This window comes from Chitinophaga hostae (genome assembly GCF_018224885.1).
Lineage (GTDB): Bacteria > Bacteroidota > Bacteroidia > Chitinophagales > Chitinophagaceae > Chitinophaga > Chitinophaga hostae.
In genome coordinates this window covers 77,273-96,810 of the sequence record NZ_JAGTXB010000026.1, presented here as the reverse complement: position 1 = coordinate 96,810, position 19,538 = coordinate 77,273, and the positions used below count along the sequence as shown (strand labels likewise).

Below are 19,538 nucleotides of genomic sequence, written 5' to 3'. Positions count from 1 at the left end.
TCTTAAAAGTCAACGTATTTGCGGCTACGTGGTTTTTCCGGATGCCGGCGCATATACTCATCTACAGAGATACGGCCGCTCCCCTCGATTAAAAAGAAAATTAAGAGGAAAAGCACCAGGATTGATAATGCCATAAACGGATACACGGTAAACAACCCGGAAGGAGAATGAATCAGGAAAACGGCGCCCAGCAGTATCGGGATATTCACCAGGACAGAAACCCTGGTAAGCAGTCCCATGGCAATGAATAACCCGCCAACCGTGTGGGCAAATACGATGTAGTGTCCCAGGAGGATGGACAAGGTGGCAAGGGCCGGCTTCTGATTGATCATGGAGATCAGGGAATCGCGTTCCATTACAAACAGCACGCCCATTCCCATCAGAAATACACCCAGCAGTATCCTTACGGCACTCAGCCAGTTGGGGCTATGTGTGTCACCCCAGTGTTCAACTCGTTGTAGCATGTTCATAAAATATAAATTTTAGGATCAAAGAGCTGATATGAAGTTACGAAATTAAGCAGAAGGCGTAAAGCATAAAGCAAAAAGCTATTGTGCCGGAGATAAGAGGGTAATTATTCCTCCAGTATCTCCGGCACAATAGCTTTTTGCTTTATGCTTTACGCTTTATGCTTTCTTCCGTAAGGCGCTGTTGGTATAACTGTATCCAAAGTAAATGGTTAATCCCAGCAACAGCCAGATCGAGAAAACGATCCAGTTCTTCAATGCAATTTCTGTCATCAGGTAAAAACAGCTGAGCATTCCCAGTACGGGTATAAGCGATAGTTTGCGTGTAACGGAAAAATAAGTAATCGCCACGGTTACCACAGCAAACAGGTAGAAAGGAATATTGTGTTTCCATACTTCCCAGCCGCCTTCCATGGAAAACTTCACCAGGATTTCACGGTTAAACAGGACGAATAATAACACAATGATACCCGGTATAATAAACTGCCCGTTGATATAAGGTAACTGGAAACGTTTTACCGTCGCCTTTTCTTCCCTCGGCAGTATCAGTACGCCGCCGCAAACAAGGATGAAGGCAAACAGGGTACCTATACTGGTTAGATCTGTTACAATGGTCAGATTCAGGAACAAGGCCGGGATACCTACCAGGAAACCAGTGATAATGGTTGCATAGGAAGGCGTTTTAAACCGCGGATGTATTTTACTGAAACGTTTGGGTAACAGCCCGTCGCGACTCATACTCATCCATATCCGCGGCTGACCGATCTGAAATACCAGCAATACGCTGGTAGTGGCTACCACCGCGCTCACCGAAATAAGATAGCTGATCCATGGCAGATGTACCTGGTCAAAAACAAAGGCCAGTGGATCATCTACCTTTAAACTGGAAAAAGGCACCATCCCGGTTAATACAAAGGAGATCAGGATATATAAAACGGTACAGATAATCAGGGAATAGATCATACCTTTAGGCAGATCCCGCTGCGGGTTGGCGCACTCTTCCGCAGTAGTACTTACCGCGTCAAAGCCAATATAAGCGAAAAATACCGCCGATACCCCTTTTAGCACACCAGAGAAGCCATTGGGCATAAAAGGGCTCCAATTGGCCTTATTTACGTAAAAGAAGCCCACCACAATTACAAACAGGATAACCAGGATTTTGAGGGCCACCATAAAATTTGCGCTTCGTTTGCTTTCCTGTATCCCCACATAAGCCAGGTAGGTAACTAATACCACGATCATAAAGGCCGGCAGGTTGAGGATAACAGGGATACCGGCAATATGGGGCGCTGCCGCTATTACTTCCGGTGAGGCACTGTCGTAGTTGCTGGCCAGCCAGGACGGTAAACTTAACCCCAGCCCGCTCAGGAGGTTGTTAAAATACCCGCTCCAGGAGATGGCAACCGCAATATTACCAATAGCATATTCGAGAATCAGGGCCCAGCCTATAACCCAGGCGGCGAGTTCTCCAAAAGTAACGTAGGAATAAGTATAGGCGCTGCCGGATACCGGTACACGGGAGGCAAATTCGGCATAACAAAGTGCAGAGAATCCACAGGTGACGGCGGTTATCACAAACAGCAGGGAAACGCCCGGACCACCATGAAACGATGCTTCGCCTATGGTAGAGAAGATTCCGGCGCCAATTACGGCAGCAATCCCCATAGCGGTAAGGTCTTTCACCTTTAACACCTTGTGCATTCCTCCTGTTTCATGACCATCCGCCAAACCGGCCTGGGCGTCTTTTATAATGTTGGCAAGCGACTTTTTTCGAAACAGCGAATTAGACATTGGCGATGGAATTACGTGTTACAGTTGTGTTTAGATTTGTCAAATATACCATCTTACTCTGCTGAAATAAGAATGCTGATTGCGCTGATTAAATCTTTCAGAAAAAATCAGTGCAATCAGCATATCATATCACTTCATCCTGAATAAGACAAGCGCGAATATAATGTGATTTTAAATACAAACCTTATTGCTGACGGTTTAAGAGGTAGTTTGCCAATTCCATCAACGGGGCTTTACGGTTGGAAAGTACGGCGATGTTGTCGAGGCTCTGGAACGCCAGTTGCTGGAAACGCTCTTTTTCCTTCTCTGCCCATTCATCCACTTTACAACTGCGGAACAACTCCAGTACACGTTCCACTTTATCGGCCGGAGAGGTTTCGAGCAGTAATTTCAATTCCTCCCGCTGTGCCGGGCTGCATAGTTCCAGCGCTTTGAGGAGCAGGAAAGTTTTTTTATTCGCTAAAATATCGCCTCCCTGTTGTTTGCCAAATTTCTCCGGATCTCCGAAAGCATCGAGGTAATCGTCCTGGATCTGGAAGGCGATACCGATGTTTTTACCAAAAGAATAAATGTGCTGCTGGTTGCCGTCGCCCGCGCCACCGATAATAGCGCCCAACTGCAGGCTCGCCGCCAGCAGTACAGACGTTTTCAGGCCTATCATGTACACATAGTCATCGTATTGCACCTGTTCCGGATCCATGCCTTCAAAATCCATATCCAGTTGCTGTCCTTCGCATACTTCAATGGCGGCCTTGTTAAAAACAGCAATGATTTTTTGTTTGTAATGCGGGTCTACCTTATTAAGATGCTCATACACATTGATCAGCATTACGTCGCCGGCAAGAATAGCGGCAGACTCGCCATACACGGTATGCACCGTGGCTTTACCACGACGCAGCGGCGCTTTGTCCATGATATCGTCGTGCAGGAGTGTAAAATTATGAAACAGTTCTACCGCGGTTCCCACTTCAAAAGCGTCCGGGCGCAGGGTATCGAATAATTCATTGCCCATCAGGCACAATACCGGCCGGATTCTTTTACCGCCAATCTCCAGGATATGCGAAGCGGCGCCGTATAACTTACCGGGTTGTTCCGGGAAATGTTGTTTCTCAAAATGCTGACTAAACTGGGCTATTAAATCCTGAAATGATTGCATTACTGATGGCTCGTGTTTTATTATTTACGCTTATTCTTTGATTTGTTTTTGTCTGCCGCCTTTTTAGCCGGGGGCGTTTTGGCTGCTGCCTTCTTCGCCGGTTTAGCTGCTACTGCTGCTTTTTTAGCAGGCGCCTTCTTTGCCGGTGCCGGTTTAACAACTGCTTTTTTTGCCGGTTTGGCCGCCACCACCGCTTTTTTTGCAGGGGCTTTCTTTGCCGGTGCCGGTTTAACAACTGCTTTTTTTGCCGGTTTGGCCGCCACCACCGCTTTTTTTGCAGGGGCTTTCTTCGCCGGTGCCGGTTTAACAGCTGCCTTCTTTGCTGGTTTGGCCGCTACCGCCGCTTTTTTTGCAGGGGCTTTCTTCGCCGGTGCCGGCTTAACAGCAGCCTTCTTTGCTGGTTTGGCCGCTACCGCCGCTTTTTTAGCAGGGGCTTTCTTCGCCGGTGCCGGCTTAACAGCTGCCTTCTTCGCTGGTTTGGCTGCTACCACCGCTTTTTTTGCAAGGTTTTTTGCTGCCGGTGCGGGTTTAACTGCTGCCTTCTTCGCTGGTTTGGCCGCTACCACCGCTTTTTTTGCAGGGGCTTTTGCAGCTGGTGCCGGTTTAGCGGCTGCCTTCTTCGCCGGTGCCGCTACTGTTGCTTTTTTAACAGGTGCTTTTGCTGCTGGCGCCGGTTGGGTAGCTGCCTTTGCTGTAGTTGTTTTGATAACTGCTGGCTTAACCGGCGCTTTCTTAGCCGGCGCCGGTATTTGTTCCACCGGGATGGCTTCAGGCGCTGATGCCTTTTCTGCCGACGCGACTGTTTCTTTAGGTGCAGGTTTGGCCGGCGTTTCCCTCACCTTTTTCTTCATTGGTGCAGGAATCGGATCCGGTGTGGTTACCGGTGCTACCGGAACCACATGTGTTTCCACCACTACCTGGTCTACTACCGGCACTGGTTCCGGCTCACGCCTTGGCACCTGGGGTACCTGCGGCGCTTCCCTATTATCACGTTGCCATGGCTTCTGCTGTGCATAATCGCCACGGTGTTTTTCTTTCTTCTTCTTACGGTCCTCGCGACGTTCATCCCGGCGACGATCTTTGCGGTCATCACGACGGTCTTCCCGGCGTTTAGGCTGAAACTCGGGCCTTGCAGTACCGGTGCCTGTCAGTTCATCTTCCAGGTCGTAGTCCAGCTGACGTTTGGCCAGGTTAGCGGATACCACACGGATACTCACTTTTTCGCCTATACGAAACTTCCGGCCGGTGCCCTGCCCTACAAGCGCATATTCGCCTTCATTATATTGGAATTCTTCCCGTTTATTCAGGTTATGAATACTGATCAGTCCTTCACACTTGGTATCAACGGTTTCCACCCAGAAACCAAAATGTGCCACGCCACTGATCACCCCTTCGAAGGTGCTGCCAATGAACTGCTGCATATATTCTACCTGCTTGTATTTGTTGCCGGCTCTTTCAGCTTCCATGGCTTTACGTTCCATTTCAGAGCTGTGCTTGCACTTCTGTTCCATGTTCTTATCCGGTCGTACGCTGTTGGCCAGGCATTCTGCCAGCACCCGGTGTACCAGTACATCGGGGTAACGGCGGATGGGAGATGTGAAGTGACAGTAGTCTTCAAAACCAAGACCATAGTGTCCCACATTATTTACTGTGTAAATCGCTTTGGCCATGGTACGGATACCCAGCGTTTCCAGCACCGGCTGTTCAGGCCTGCCTTTTACCTGCAACAACATATTGTTGAAGGAACCGGCAATACTTTCAGGTGTGCTGAGGTCAAATTTATACCCGAATTTCCCGGCGAACAGGGCAAACACCTTCAGCTTTTCAGGATCGGGGGTATCGTGCACGCGGTAAGGGAAAGGTATCGGTTGTTTATTGATTCTTAATTTAGCTACATAGGCCGCAATGGTTTTATTGGCCAGCAGCATGAACTCTTCGATCAACTGGTGTGCTTCCTTGCTTTCCTTCACCACGATGCCAATAGGCTTACCTGTTTCATCGAGTTTAAACCGTACTTCCTGTGAGGAAAAGTTAATGGCGCCATGGGCGAAACGCTGCGCACGCAGGGTTTGGGCAATTTTGTTCAGCAACAGTACTTCGTTCCTGAAGGGTCCCTCCTTTTTTTCAATCACTTCCTGTACCTCTTCATAGGTGAAGCGGTGATCGGAATGGATAACGGTACGGCCGATCCAATGTTGTTTTATTTCTCCTTTGCTGCTCATCTGGAACATGGCGGAGAAAGTCAGTTTATCTTCATGCGGGCGCAGGGAACACAGTTCGTTGGATATCTTTTCCGGCAGCATAGGAAGCACGCGATCCGGCAGATATACAGAGGTAGCGCGTTTATCTGCTTCCTTGTCCAGCTCTGTACCAGGCAGCACATAATGGCTTACATCTGCGATGTGAACGCCGATTTCATAGTTCCCGTTTTTCAGCAGGCGCAGGGAAATGGCATCGTCAAAATCCTTGGCATCCACCGGGTCGATGGTCATGGTGAGGATTTTGCGGATGTCCTTACGTTTGGCGATTTCTTCTTCCGAAATATTTTCCCGGATGGCACTCAGTTCATCCATTACTTCTTTAGGGAAGTTAAGCGGGAATCCGGCTTCGATAAGGATTTCCTTCATGGCCAGATCGTTGGTATCGCTGGCATCCAGGATTTCCACGATCTCTCCTACCGGTTTACGTGATTTTTCGCCCCAGGCCACTATTTTCACCACGGCTTTGTCGCCGCTTTTAGCGTTACCAAGGGAGTTGGCGGGAATATAGATATCCGGCATAAACAATCCCTTTTCGGGGATAAGGAAAGCAAAACTTTTGCTGACCTGCAGGGTGCCGGTAAATTCAGTTTTATTTCGTTTAAGGATGTCCGTTATAATGCCTTCCATGCGGCCTTCGTTACGGGCTGCTTTGAGTACATCTACCAGCACTTCATCTTTGTCAAGGGCAGTATGCAGGTTCTTCTGCTTCACCATAATATCCTTTGTCAGGCCATCTACAATCACAAAGGCCATTCCTGACCGGGTCACTTCCAATACGCCTTTAAAGGTTTTCTTCGGGCTGTTATGGTGATGGGTGTTTGGGTTGGAGTTACTATTACCGCCTTTTTTATTTTTCTTTTTTCTACTCATGTTAGTCGTAAGTTATCATTGACCGGGGGCTGGCAGATGCCGGCCTATATAGTCAAAAATAAAGTTATTAAATAATTCTGCTTCCCCGAAGAGAAATGAAATCTCCACAGGCATAACAGCTATCTGCAGGTTTTGTTCTGTCAGCGCTCCCTTGAGCAAATGCAGGCGTACTGCATCTTTCTCGGTAGTTATGACAATCTTTTGGGAGCCTGGCAAATCGCTGCATTCTTTTTTAATTTTTGCAATATCCTTCTCCGCATAATAATAATGATCGGGAAAAGACAAGAGGTATACCTGTTCGTAACGTCGTTTCAATTCTTCGAGCAATGGTTCGGGCCTTGCTATACCGCACGCCAGCAATACTGTTGCTGATTTGGGGATTTCCACCGGCTGATGGGTCATCATATCGGACAAGGCACCGTATTGCAAGGTAGTGAAAAAGAGCCGCTGATGTGGCAAAGGATTAATTTCTTTTTCCAGGGCCAGCTTCTCTGCCACGCTCATAGCGGGCGGACACTTGGATACGATGATGCAATCGGCACGGTGATAACCGGCACGGCCTTCCCTTAAGCGGCCGAAGGGCACCACATGATCACGGGTAAACAGGCGGCTGTAATCGGTGATCATGATGTTCAGCCCCGGTTTGATAGAACGGTGCTGGAATGCGTCGTCCAGCAGTATTACCTGGGTATCCGGCTCATCGCCCAGCAGCTGGGGAATAGCCAGCATCCGTTCTTCCCCTACACAAACCTTGATATCCGGGAATTTATCGTGAAACTGCATAGGTTCGTCGCCGATATCTGCCGCTGTGCTTTTTTCATCGGCGAGCAGGTATCCGCTGGTGCGCCGGTTGTACCCCCGGCTGAGCGTGGCTACCTTCAGATGGTCTTTCAGCAGGCGGATCATATATTCCACATGCGGCGTTTTGCCGGTACCACCTACGGAAAGGTTGCCGGCGGCTATTACCGGCAGGTCGAACTCCACAGCAGTAAGGAGCCCCTTATCATAAAACCGGTTGCGCAGCCACATCACCAGGCCATACAGCAGTGAAAAGGGGTATAAAAGGAAATTAAGATATCTGAGCACTGTTGATTATTTAAATTGATAAATATGATCCGGGGTAACCACCGTTTGCAGCGGGATGTCCCAGGGATCGGTATCTTCTATCTTCTGAACGGGTTCAAACAGCGACAGGCCGATTGTACGTACCTGCGGACTGCATTGCTGCAGAAAGCGGTCGTACATCCCTTTGCCATAGCCTATCCGCTGTCCGTCCCTGTCAAAAGCCAGCAGGGGTACAAACACGAGGTCTATATCTTCCGGCTGTACTATTTCCCCCTGGTCCGGTTCAGGAATACCAAATTTATTTTTTACAAGGATGGTATTTGTTTTCCAGAGATGATGGGTCATTTCGCCTGTTTTCATATCCGACCGGGAAAGCACCCATGCTATTTGCGGCTGCTGCTCCCTCATCCACTTTACCAGGGGCCAGGTATCTACTTCTTTTTTTTCGGAGATGGGCAGGAAAATATGTGCCAGCCTGAAACGACCGTAATCCAGCTGCCGGCAGTTGGCCAGCAGACGCTCATTTAGCGTCAGCGAGGTGGCGTCGTCCAGGTTCAGGCGCTTTTCGAGGAAATGTTTTCGTATATCCTTTTTAGTGGTCATGCCAATAAAGTATGCAGCGGGGTAGTCAACAACTGTGCCTGTTGTTTTACGAATGCCTTATCTACCTGTTCTGTCAGCGGGATATGTCCTATTTTGGGATAACCGCTCCAGCGTATTATATCTTCTTCATTGCTATGCTCAGCTCCGCTAAATACCCATCCAATAACGGGAACGCCTGTATGTTGCAGCATCCTCGCAGTCAGCAGGGCATGGTTAATACTTCCCAGGTAATTCTGTGCTACCACCACCACCCTGGCCTTCAATGCCAGGATGAGATCCAGCGTAAAAACCGTTTCGTTGACCGGCACCATCAGCCCGCCGGCGCCTTCCATCACCAGGGGACGGTTGGCCGGCTGGTATTGTCCCGACAGCTCCAGGATCCGGTTGGTGTCTATACTGGTATTTTCCAGCCGCGCGGCCAGATGCGGGGAGGCAGGCGCCTGCAGCCGCCAGGCCTCAGGGTGACAAACTGACACGTTATTAGACAGTAAGGATACAACCGTGTCGGTATCCGTACCTTCCATCAAACCCGTTTGTACAGGTTTCCAGTAATCTGCTTCCAATGCTTCGGTAATACAGGCCGCGGTGAGGGTTTTTCCCACGCCGGTGCCTATGCCGGTTATAAAAATTCGTTCACTCATCGCCGCAAATATAGTGAGAAAGAGCGGAGTGGATCGCCTCCGGCGATTGTCTTTAGCAGGATTAGACTGATTTTGATGATTTCAGTTTTTTAATAATTTAATAATCATAATCCCGTAGTTTATAAAATCAATAAATCCAGCTGTTCATTTGAAAGACCGATGAAAAGAAGCAAGCTTCTGTCTATAAAAGAAATAAAATCATCAGAATCGTTATAATCAATCTAATCCTGCTAAAGACAATCGCCGGAGGCGATCTTCCCCGCTCTGCATGTATGGGCCCAATTCCGTATTTTCGTAATTATACAACCTCACTTTTATATGAAATATTGTGATAACATACTCGAAACGATAGGAAATACCCCGATGGTAAAGTTGCACCGCGTAACCGCTTCCCTCCCCTGTACGGTATTGGCTAAGGTGGAGTTTTTTAACCCCGGCAACTCCATAAAAGACCGCATGGCCGTTAAAATGGTGGATGTAGCTGAACAAAACGGATGGCTGAAACCAGGGGGCACCCTTATTGAAGGCACTTCCGGTAATACCGGGATGGGACTTGCACTGGCCGCTATTATCAGGGGCTACAAATGTATTTTTACCACTACAGATAAACAATCCAAGGAAAAAGTCGATATACTGAAAGCAGTAGGTGCTGAAGTAATTGTGTGTCCTACCAATGTGGAACCGGAAGATCCCCGCTCCTATTATTCGGTGTCAAAAAGACTGGCAACAGAAGTGCCTAATTCATTTTACGTTAATCAATACGACAACCTGGCCAACCGGGATGCCCATTACGAGCAAACAGGCCCTGAAATATGGGAACAGACGGACGGGAAAATCACCCACCTGGTAGTGGCAACAGGTACCGGAGGTACGGTAACGGGCACCGGGAAATACCTGAAGGAGAAAAATCCGGATATACAGGTCTGGGCTATCGACAGCTACGGTTCCCTGCTGAAAAAATATTTTGAAACCGGCGTCCTGGATATGAGTGAAGTATACCCTTACATCACGGAGGGTATCGGGGAAGATTTTGTGCCGGAGAACTACGATATGAATGTGATCGACAAATTTGAAAAAGTAACCGATAAAGATGCAGCAGTAATGGCCCGCCGCATTACCAAGGAAGAAGGCATTTTTGTGGGTTACTCCGCAGGATCCGCCATCGCCGGACTTTTACAGCTGAAGACTTCCCTGAAGCCGACAGATGTAGTGGTCGTTATATTTCATGATCATGGCAGCCGCTATGTAGGAAAAATATATAACGACCAATGGATGCTGGAACGTGGTTTCCTGGATGTTAAAACCGTGAAGGATGTGGTGAACGGTCGCCGTAACCAGCCACTGGTGACGATCAGCGCCGATGAAAAGGTAAGCGAAGCCATTGCACGCATGAAGAAATACGACATCGAACATATCCCGGTAGAACAGGGCGGCGACATTATCGGCTCCATTTCTGAAAACGGATTATTTAACCGCCTGATTGATGATGCCAACCTGAAAGACGCGCTGATCAGGCAAGTGATGCAATCGCCGTTCCCGCTGGTAAGCCAGGATACGCCGATAGAAAAACTATCGGTCTATATTAACCGGGAAAACGGCGCAGTACTTACCAAAGATGATAGCGGCAACCACCATATTGTTACGAAGTATGATATTATCCAGGCGCTGGGGCGTTAGAGAAGCTTTTAGCCTTTAGCTTTTAGCTTTTAGTAAATGCAGCGAAGGAGATGTTGTTAGTTTTCGTTGCATTTGAATGAATGCAACGAAAACTTTTTCAATGATTTTTTCTGATCAGCTTAACAGATCCATTACATTAGCACGTCCGCCACAGCGGATCATTTCGCTGGTACCCTCACAAACCGAACTATTGTATTCCCTGGGACTCGACAAAGAGGTGGTGGGCATTACAAAATTCTGCGTACATCCGTTAACGTGGTTCCGTGAAAAAACGCGGGTGGGCGGCACCAAAAATATACACCGCCATATTATTGACCAGCTGAAGCCTGACCTCATTATTGCCAATAAGGAAGAGAACCTGGCCAGTGATGTGGAGCCACTGATGAAGGATTACCCGGTATGGGTGAGTAATATCCAAACATTGGAAGACGCATATGAAATGATTACCGGTATTGGCGCTATTACCCATCGTGAAGCTGCGGCCACTGCATTACTCACGCAGATAAAAGCGGGTTTTGCCGCGTTGCCGGTACAGGCAAACCGGGTTCCAACAGCCTACCTGATATGGCGTGATCCATGGATGGTGGCGGGTGGCGATACTTTTATCCATGAAATATTAGGCGTATGCGGGCTGCACAACGTATTTGCGGGGGAGCTGCGTTATCCTGCCGTAACTGCGGCGCAGTTGGCCAGCAGCGGATGTGAACTGGTATTACTATCTTCCGAGCCCTATCCTTTCCGTGAAAAACATATCGCTGAATTGCGGGCAATACTGCCGGCTGCGCGCATTATGCTGGTTGACGGCGAAATGTTTTCCTGGTATGGCAGCCGTTTACTGGAGGCCAGTACCTATTTAAAAAATCTTACCTTTTAATCATCAGGCAACCTTCTTCTTTTCGTTTGCGTAAACAGGATATCGATCAACAAAAAACGCATATTTATGGAAAGAAGAGATTTTGTTTCCAACATTGGATTAACGCTGGTATTAGCTTGTACCGCAGGGCTGGCGGCCTGCAGCAAAGGAGGAAGTGACAATCCTGCTCCGAATCCTCCCGGCGGCGGAGGAGGTAATGCCCGTTTGACACTCAACCTCAGCAGTGATCTTCCAAACGTCGGCGATTTTAAGATCTCTAATGGCGTTATTATTATCCGTACCAGTGCCGGCAGTACAGCAGGTAACTTTACCGCGCTATCCAGCACCTGTACGCATCAGGGTTGTACTGTAGCGACCTACAACAACAGCAGCAAACTAATTGAATGTAATGCACCCTGCGGACATGGCAGCCGTTATACCACCTCCGGCGCAGTAAGCAATGGGCCTGCCACCGCTGCTTTGACACCCTTTACTATTAAAGTGGATGGCGGCGTACTGACTGTCGTTTAATGATTTTGCAGGAAATCCAGTACCCAGGCGGCGAATGGTGCCGAGCGGACTACACTGTTATGATCTCCTGTAACCGTACCATGCATACCGGCCGGCATCATGGCTGCCAGTGAGCCGCCGGTATCATTGTCGCTGTCCTTATCCCCTCCTATCACCAGCACCGGTTGTTGCACCCTGGCCAGTTCCTGCGGTGTAGTAGCCGGTTGGCCAAATTGCATCAGCGCCAAGGCACGCTGATCCAGGCCGGCTTTCTGAACATTTTTTACCATCGCCGCGAGTTCCGGTACGTCTTTGCCGGAAAGCGCCTCATAAAACCGTTGACGGCGGGGCCAGGCCGGATCGGTAAAACCGGTACCCATACCACCCAATACACCACTCCTGATACGATTGTCTAGCAGCAGCAAACGGGCCGTGATAATGGCGCCACGGGAATAACCTACCACCTGGTAGCTATTCAGCCCAAGGAAAGTAATGAGTCCCATAATATCCTTTGCTTCAGCGTCGCCAAGATAAGCCGTACTATCGTGCGGATGGTCTGAAGCCCCATTCCCGCGCATATCCAGCGTTATTACCTTGTATCCGTGCAACAGGAGTGAATCATATAAAGCAGTTTTTTTCCACGATTCCCCATCCGCAATAAAGCCATGTACCAATAATATGGGTTTACCCGTACCCTTTACCGTGTAGTGAATCCGGGTACCATCAAAAGAAGTATAATAAAGGAGAGAATCGTTTGCGCTCGCACCAAACGCAATAGTAGCGGGCATTTGCAATAATATCCAGGCAAACAGGGCAAAGAATGGTTTCATGCTGACGCAGGTTAAGATCGGGTAAAATACGTTTTTCTATTGGTAGATTTAATACATAAGCACTTACTTTTCGCTATAAATCTTCTATTTAACTCCTTATATTTGCTTTCCAAAAAAATAAAACACATATCAGAGTATGGGAAAATACAGAGCTGGCGTATTATTCGGCGAAGAGCTGGATGCGCTGTATAACGATGCCAAAGACAACGGATTTGCTATGCCTGCCGTGAATGTTGTGGGAACTAACTCCGTGAATGCGGTACTGGAAACAGCTGCTAAAGTAAATTCACCGGTTATTATTCAGTTTTCCAACGGTGGTGCACAATTTTTTGCCGGTAAGGGTATGCCGAACGACAAGCTGCAGGCTAACATCGCGGGTGGTATCTCCGGTGCTAAACACGTACATGAAGTAGCTAAATATTATGGCGTACCGGTAGTATTACATACGGACCATGCCGCTAAAAAATGGTTGCCATGGATCGATGGTTTGCTGGATGCGGGCGAACAATTCTTCAAACAACACGGTCAACCGCTGTACAGCTCTCACATGCTGGATCTTTCCGAAGAACCTATTGCTGAAAACATCGAAATTTCTCATAAATATTTTGAGAGAATGAATAAACTGGGTATGTCCATCGAAATCGAGCTGGGTGTAACCGGTGGTGAAGAAGACGGCGTTGACAATTCCGGTGTAGATAACGCTAAACTGTATACACAGCCTGAAGAAGTAGCTTATGCTTACGAAACTTTATCAAAGGTAGGTCCCCGTTTCACGGTAGCTGCCGCATTTGGTAACGTACATGGTGTATACTCTCCCGGCAACGTAGAACTGCGCCCGGTGATCCTGCACAACAGCCAGGAGTTCATCCAGGAAAAATATAAAACGGCTGCTAAACCGGTATACTATGTATTCCATGGTGGTAGCGGTTCTCCAAAACACCAGATCACAGAAGCACTGGGTTATGGTGTTATCAAAATGAATATCGACACAGATATGCAGTGGGCATTCTGGGAAGGTATCCATGATTTCTACGAAGCGAAAAAAGACTATCTGCAGGGCCAGCTGGGTAATCCGGAAGGCGCAGACAAGCCAAATAAAAAATACTACGATCCACGCGTATGGCTGCGCAAAGGCGAAGAAACCTTTGTTAAGCGCCTGGAAGAAGCGTTCAGAGACCTGAACTGCATCAACAGGAATGCGTAAGATCGGCTTAGCTTAAAGCATAAAGGAAAAAGCAAAGAGCTATTGCAGCGGAGACAAAAGCGATAATATATACTTTAATACGATATATTGTCATCTTCGCTACAATAGCTTTTTGCTTTTTCCTTTATGCTTTAAGCTTTTTCTTCTTATGTTTTTGGCTTTATACGATAATTCGTATCTTGCACCACTATTTTCTAATCTAATAGTAAAATATGTCAAGCTGGTTTAAGCGAATTAAACAAGGCATCTCTACCACCACCAGTGAAAAGAAAGAAGCACCGGATGGTTTGTGGCACAAGTGTCCTAACTGTAAAAAAACCACCACTGTAAAGGATCTGAAAGAGCATTTCTACGTTTGTGATAAATGTAATTATCACAACCGTATCAACTCTGCAGAGTATTTTGAGATTATATTTGATAACAACCAGTTCGAGGAACTGTTCCCAAATATTTACCCGACGGACTTTCTGGGCTTTAAAGATCTGAAGCCTTATGGTGACAGGCTCAAGGATGCACAGAAGAAATCCGGTCTGAAAGACGCAATGACGGTGGGTGCCGGTAAAGTGCTGGGCAACGACCTGGTAGTGGCCTGTATGGATTTCAACTTTATTGGAGGCTCCATGGGTTCGGTAGTAGGTGAAAAGATTGCCCGGTCTATTGACTATTGTATCGTTAACAAAATGCCGTTGATGATCATTTCCAAATCCGGGGGAGCCCGTATGATGGAGAGTGCATTTTCCCTGATGCAGATGGCCAAAACGGCTGCCAAGCTTACACAGCTGGCCAACGCCAGGCTGCCTTACATCTCTTTAATGACCGACCCTACCACGGGTGGTGTTACCGCTTCTTATGCTATGCTGGGCGACCTGAATATAGCAGAACCGGGTGCACTGATCGGATTTGCCGGTCCAAGGATCATCAAAGAAACCATTAAAAAAGATTTACCTGCTGGCTTCCAGAGCGCAGAGTTCCTGCTGGAACACGGTTTCCTGGATTTCATCATGGATAGAAAAGAACTTAAGACGAGGTTGGCAAGTTTGCTGACCATTTTCAAAAACTAGCTTTGAACTGATAGCTGTTAGCGACGGCCCCGGCACAGTAATACTATTGCCTGCCAGCCGCTAACAGCTATCAGCTAAACGCTAACCACTAAATAATGGCAGAATTAAAGAACAGATCGGCATATTTTGAGTACGCAATAGAAGATAAGTATATTGCCGGGATGGTATTGCTGGGAACGGAGATCAAATCTGTACGTGCTAATAAGGTGAGTTTTAATGATTCATTCTGCTATTTTTCCAAAGGAGAATTATTTGTAAAAAGCTTACATATTGCCGAATACAGCCATGGCACATCCGCTAATCATGACCCCTTGCGTGAGCGTAAGTTGCTGCTGACAAAGCGGGAGCTGAGAAAAATTGAAAACAAAATCAAGGAACGTGGCTACACCATTGTACCGCTGCGCATATTTATCACAGATAAAAGCCTTGCCAAAATCGAAATAGGTGTTGGTAAAGGAAAGAAACTGCACGATAAACGTGATTCCATTAAAGCCAGAGAGGCTGACCGTGAACTGAGAAGACAATTCAAATAGAGAGGAACAGGGCTGTAGCAGGCAGAAGACATATCCTTATAAAATTAATCCCATTGAAAAAGCCATCATGGAAGCCGCTGCTCAGTGTAGCCGCTATTCTCCTTTACTCCTTATTCCTTTCCTGCAAATCAGGCGAAAAATTATACAATAAAGGCCGGTACGACCAGGCAGTAGTGGCTTTTGTAAAAAAGCTCCAACGCAAACCCCAGGATGCCACCGCTACCCGGATGTTGCCGGACGCCTATAAACAGGCCCAGCTGGCCCGGGAAGACCGGGTTAATGAATATCTCCGGTCCAATAACCAACTCAAGTGGGAAGCTGTACGCAACGAATACAAGGCACTCCAAAGTCTTTATAACAGCATACACAACTCTCCTGCTGCGCTAAAGCTGGTACAACCCAAAGACTACCGCGACGCCATTACCGGCGCCCAGGAAAATGCGGCGGAGATGCGGTACGACCGCGGCATGTCGCTGCTTAACAGGGGCGACAAAGCCAGCGCACGACAGGCCTATGAAGAATTTAGTGCCGCCCTCAAGCTCATTCCCGGTTACCGCGATACCAAACAAAAACGGGATGAAGCTTACCAATTGGGCGTTATCAATGTAGTAGTCAGCGAAATTGAAGTACGCTCCCCCTATTTCCAGTTCTCCGCAGACCAGTTCAGGGACTACCTGGTTAGGAACCTGCAACAGCGCAATATCAACCAGTTTGTGCAGTTTTACGATGAAAGAATTGCCCGCAGCGAAAACCTGCGCCCGGATGAATACATAGAACTGCGCTTTTTTGATTTTGTAGTCGGACAAACCTATGTAGACCGCACAGAACGCGAAGTTTCAAAAGAGATAATAGTAGGTACTTCAAAAGACACCAGCGGAAAAGAAATCAATATCTATAAAACGGTAAAGGCTACCCTGTATATCACCAAAAAAACCGTGGTATCAAAAGGGCTGCTGGATTACCGCATTACCAATACCACTAACGGTCAGGTGCTGCGAACCGACCGCATCCCGGGAAGCTATACCTGGTTGAACCAGTTTGGGACATTCCGCGGTGATGAAAGGGCGCTGAGCGATGAAGATAAACTGCTCATTGGCGGGCGGGATATGCCACCTCCACCTCCTACCGATCTTTTCATGGAATTTACCCGCCCCATCTATGATGTACTGGCGAGGGACCTGCAAAGTTTTTATTCAGGGAACAATTTGTGAAAGCGTAAGGCAGAAAGCAGAAAGCTAAAAGCTACCGGCAGGAATGATTAATGCGGAGATTTACATCCACTTGGTTCATTCTTGCCGGTAGCTTTCTGCTTTCTGCTTTACGCTTTACGCTTACCCCAAATGCTGGTTCAGTATCGGCAACAGCTGATGTGCCGGTACCACCCCGCTCTGGCGCCAGATCATCCTGCCCTCACGGAAAAGCAATAAGGTGGGCACACTGCTGATCTGCCACTGGGCCGACAGCTGCTGGTTTTTATCGATATCTATCTTCACAATTCTCAGTTTATCTCCCAGCTTTTCTTTCACCTCTTTTAAAATGGGTGGCACCATCTGACAGGGGCCGCACCAGGTGGCAAAACAATCGATCAATACCGGAGTAGGAGATTGCAATATTGTTTGCAGGTTTTCCATAGCACACGTTTTAATTGCGGTTACAAATTACGTACCTTTTTGAAGATCAGAAAATATAACATATATTACGTATATACTGTCCCACATCCTTTATTATATGAACTCGCTATCATCCGTCATCTACCTGGTCTGGTTTTTATCTGAAATATTGCTTCACCGCATTCTGCGCGGCGGCGATCAGGCCGATAAAAAGAAGCAGGACAAAGGAAGTCTTGCCTTTATCTGGATCGTTATCATTGTATGTATCAATATCGCCGCCATTGTGGCGATTAAAACACCTTTCATTATTTCACCGGGGCCGCTTATGAATCGTATAGGCTTATCAGTTATACTGCTGGGCATGCTGTTGCGTTTTGTGTCCATTGCTCAGCTGGGCCGGTTATTTACGGTAGTGGTTACCATCCGTAAAGACCATCACATAAAAAAGAATGGCCTATACGGCATTTTGCGGCATCCCTCCTATGCCGGCTCCCTCTTGTCTTTCCTTGGATTTGGCCTGTCGGTGAATAACTGGCTGGCGCTTGCCATCGTTTTCATACCGGTGCTCTCCGTTTTTATTTACCGGATGAATGTGGAAGAAAAAATGCTGACAGCACAATTCGGGGAAGAATATACTGACTACATGAAGCATACCAGCAGGATACTGCCGTGGATCTACTAGCGGAGGGGAACGCCTTCGGCGTTTATCTTTGGGCAGGATTAATATGATTATAATGATTGTACTGATTTTATTTCTTTTTTGAAAGAAGCATACTTTCTATCGAACATGTTTACCAACAGGATAAAGATGTAGATCAGAAAAAGCTAAAATCAGTACAATCATTATAATCATATTAATCCTGCCCAAAGATAAACGCCGAAGGCGTTCCCCTCCGCTAGCGTTCTGCTTCCCGCTAGTTATTAAGATTCGGATTATTCTGCACTTCAGAAATGGGAATAGCAAACAGGTAGTAAGGACTATATGCCGTGAAAGGCTGTCCATCCGGTTGTTTCAGCGTCAGGTGTCCCTGTGCAGCCACTTTTAAAGTGCTGCCATCTGCCCGGATCACGTTAATGATACTGTCTTCCCCGGTATAGGAAAGGAAAGGCTTCCTCACTACGGTACCGCCTGTACGAATAATGTCCGACAGTGCAAATCCTTCTCCCCATAATTCCTTTCTTCTTTCTATCAGTATGGAATCCAGCAGGCTTCCACCACCTTTGTATGGCACCGCATTACGGGCGGTACGCAGTGCGTTCAGCGCTTCTGCGCCTTTTGCGTTATTGCCGTTCCGGGTATATGCTTCTGCTTCAATCAGGTACATTTCTGCGGAGCGCATCAGTACCAGGTCGCCTACCAGTGCGCTGGCATCACGGAAGCGGAATTTCTTGTACCGCAGGTAACCTTCCTGGTCAGGCAAGGTATCCCAGTCAAATAAGCGGAAACGTGCATCTGCACTATCAAAGAAGTTCTTGAAATAAGGATCCGCCATAAAGCTCTGGTAATAGGCTGCGGGGGTAGACACATCCAGGTAATGGAAGTTGTAGCTGGCGTTGCTCTGGTTAGGCGTTTGACCATGAGCCCAGATCCATTCAACATTATTGAGGTCATTAAACCCTTTGTTGTAGTCGTCGCCCGACATCAGCGGATAGCCGCTGCGCGCCGCCACTGCACTGCTGATGGCCTGTGTCCATTGGTGATTATACAGGTAGGCACGTGCCAGCAATCCATTCACCACGTTCAGATCGATCTTCCATTTCTGTGCAGGATTACGTTCATAATCCTTCAGCAATGGCAAGGCTTTCTGCAGATCGGCAATCACCTGTTGATATACCTGTGTGATGGTAGATTTGGGTTTACCCACCGACGTGGCACTGGTTGGCTCCAGGTAAATGGGCACTGCTTTTTCTGTACCGGTTCTGTTAAACTGGTAATAAGAAGCCAGGGTCAGGTAACAGTTAGCGCGCAGGGCGTATGCCTGGCCTTTAATGCGTTGTTTCTTACTGTCATCCCCGGTAGCATTATCGATTCTTGCTATAATGTTATTACAGTTGTCGATTACCTTGTAAAGAATGGTCCAGAAAGCGTTTACACGGTTTTTAGTATTGTCGGTCATTTCTGTGAAACCATAGGAATCTCTCAAACCGTAAACCGTTGTTACTGCAACATCACTGCCCATTGCATCACTGGTAAGATGAATAGACTTGTAACCGGGAACAGCATAGGTAAAAAACTCTTCAAACATATAAGCCCAGGTACCATTGATAACTGTTTCCACATTATCTACCGTATTGAATACCTCGTCGTCGGGCACTGCATTGGTAGGCTTGGTTTCCAGGAAGTCCTTGCTGCAGGATCCCAGTGCAAACACGGCGATGATGATTATAAATAAGTTCTTTTTCATG

General features: G+C 47.5%; 18 protein-coding genes. 8 read left to right on the top strand and 10 right to left on the bottom strand.

Features of this window, described 5'->3' with window-relative positions:
- Positions 1–2: 2 nt before the first annotated feature.
- The 7 genes from KE626_RS31680 to bioD form a co-directional block, all read right to left on the bottom strand.
- A complete protein-coding gene (locus KE626_RS31680) occupies positions 3–464 on the bottom strand; it encodes a DoxX family protein (RefSeq protein ID WP_249207850.1) in 462 nt (153 codons plus the stop codon).
- A gap of 162 nt (positions 465–626) precedes the next feature.
- Positions 627–2,258, bottom strand: coding sequence for an amino acid permease (locus KE626_RS31675; protein WP_211977093.1), 1,632 nt, complete (start codon positions 2,256–2,258; stop codon positions 627–629).
- A 184-nt stretch (positions 2,259–2,442) separates the two neighbouring features.
- Positions 2,443–3,414: a polyprenyl synthetase family protein gene (locus tag KE626_RS31670; RefSeq protein ID WP_211977092.1), complete on the bottom strand. Its 972-nt coding sequence runs from the start codon at positions 3,412–3,414 to the stop codon at positions 2,443–2,445.
- 20 nt (positions 3,415–3,434) lie between these two features.
- Positions 3,435–6,545: a ribonuclease R gene (gene rnr / locus KE626_RS31665; protein WP_211977091.1), complete on the bottom strand. Its 3,111-nt coding sequence runs from the start codon at positions 6,543–6,545 to the stop codon at positions 3,435–3,437.
- A 15-nt stretch (positions 6,546–6,560) separates the two neighbouring features.
- A complete protein-coding gene (lpxK, locus tag KE626_RS31660) occupies positions 6,561–7,631 on the bottom strand; it encodes a tetraacyldisaccharide 4'-kinase (RefSeq protein ID WP_211977090.1) in 1,071 nt (356 codons plus the stop codon).
- A gap of 6 nt (positions 7,632–7,637) precedes the next feature.
- Entirely contained in the window at positions 7,638–8,213 is a 576-nt protein-coding gene (locus tag KE626_RS31655; protein ID WP_211977089.1) for a 5-formyltetrahydrofolate cyclo-ligase, read from the bottom strand.
- Positions 8,210–8,854: a dethiobiotin synthase gene (gene bioD / locus KE626_RS31650; RefSeq protein ID WP_211977088.1), complete on the bottom strand. Its 645-nt coding sequence runs from the start codon at positions 8,852–8,854 to the stop codon at positions 8,210–8,212. The genes KE626_RS31655 and bioD overlap by 4 nt, the downstream gene beginning before the upstream one ends.
- A gap of 318 nt (positions 8,855–9,172) precedes the next feature.
- Here bioD and KE626_RS31645 point away from each other — a divergent pair, with 318 nt between their 5' ends.
- The 3 genes from KE626_RS31645 (at position 9,173) to KE626_RS31635 (ending at position 11,915) form a co-directional block, all read left to right on the top strand.
- Complete coding sequence (locus KE626_RS31645; protein ID WP_211977087.1) at positions 9,173–10,531, top strand: pyridoxal-phosphate dependent enzyme; 1,359 nt, start codon at positions 9,173–9,175, stop codon at positions 10,529–10,531.
- 100 nt (positions 10,532–10,631) lie between these two features.
- The gene (locus KE626_RS31640) at positions 10,632–11,405 is read left to right on the top strand and encodes a helical backbone metal receptor (RefSeq protein ID WP_211977086.1); all 774 of its coding nucleotides are present in this window, start codon (positions 10,632–10,634) and stop codon (positions 11,403–11,405) included.
- 66 nt (positions 11,406–11,471) lie between these two features.
- A complete protein-coding gene (locus tag KE626_RS31635; protein ID WP_211977085.1) occupies positions 11,472–11,915 on the top strand; it encodes a QcrA and Rieske domain-containing protein in 444 nt (147 codons plus the stop codon).
- Here KE626_RS31635 and KE626_RS31630 read toward each other — a convergent pair.
- Positions 11,912–12,724, bottom strand: coding sequence for an alpha/beta fold hydrolase (locus tag KE626_RS31630; RefSeq protein WP_211977084.1), 813 nt, complete (start codon positions 12,722–12,724; stop codon positions 11,912–11,914). The genes KE626_RS31635 and KE626_RS31630 overlap by 4 nt on opposite strands.
- A gap of 136 nt (positions 12,725–12,860) precedes the next feature.
- Here KE626_RS31630 and fbaA point away from each other — a divergent pair, with 136 nt between their 5' ends.
- The 4 genes from fbaA (at position 12,861) to KE626_RS31610 (ending at position 16,733) form a co-directional block, all read left to right on the top strand.
- The gene (fbaA, locus tag KE626_RS31625; RefSeq protein ID WP_211977083.1) at positions 12,861–13,928 is read left to right on the top strand and encodes a class II fructose-bisphosphate aldolase; all 1,068 of its coding nucleotides are present in this window, start codon (positions 12,861–12,863) and stop codon (positions 13,926–13,928) included.
- Between the two features lie 212 nt (positions 13,929–14,140).
- Positions 14,141–14,989, top strand: coding sequence for an acetyl-CoA carboxylase, carboxyltransferase subunit beta (accD, locus tag KE626_RS31620; protein ID WP_211977082.1), 849 nt, complete (start codon positions 14,141–14,143; stop codon positions 14,987–14,989).
- Between the two features lie 95 nt (positions 14,990–15,084).
- Positions 15,085–15,522 (top strand): SsrA-binding protein, encoded by a 438-nt coding sequence (gene smpB, locus KE626_RS31615; RefSeq protein WP_211977081.1) that lies wholly within the window; start codon positions 15,085–15,087, stop codon positions 15,520–15,522.
- A 53-nt stretch (positions 15,523–15,575) separates the two neighbouring features.
- Entirely contained in the window at positions 15,576–16,733 is a 1,158-nt protein-coding gene (locus KE626_RS31610) for a hypothetical protein (protein WP_211977080.1), read from the top strand.
- Between the two features lie 120 nt (positions 16,734–16,853).
- Here KE626_RS31610 and trxA read toward each other — a convergent pair whose 3' ends face one another.
- The gene (gene trxA, locus KE626_RS31605; RefSeq protein ID WP_211977079.1) at positions 16,854–17,153 is read right to left on the bottom strand and encodes a thioredoxin; all 300 of its coding nucleotides are present in this window, start codon (positions 17,151–17,153) and stop codon (positions 16,854–16,856) included.
- Between the two features lie 97 nt (positions 17,154–17,250).
- On the opposite strand from trxA, the gene KE626_RS31600 reads away from it, so the two are divergent.
- Positions 17,251–17,814, top strand: a complete 564-nt coding sequence (locus tag KE626_RS31600; protein ID WP_211977078.1) for a methyltransferase family protein — start codon at positions 17,251–17,253, stop codon at positions 17,812–17,814.
- A gap of 232 nt (positions 17,815–18,046) precedes the next feature.
- Here KE626_RS31600 and KE626_RS31595 read toward each other — a convergent pair whose 3' ends face one another.
- The gene (locus KE626_RS31595; RefSeq protein ID WP_211977077.1) at positions 18,047–19,537 is read right to left on the bottom strand and encodes a RagB/SusD family nutrient uptake outer membrane protein; all 1,491 of its coding nucleotides are present in this window, start codon (positions 19,535–19,537) and stop codon (positions 18,047–18,049) included.
- Position 19,538 lies beyond the last annotated feature (1 nt).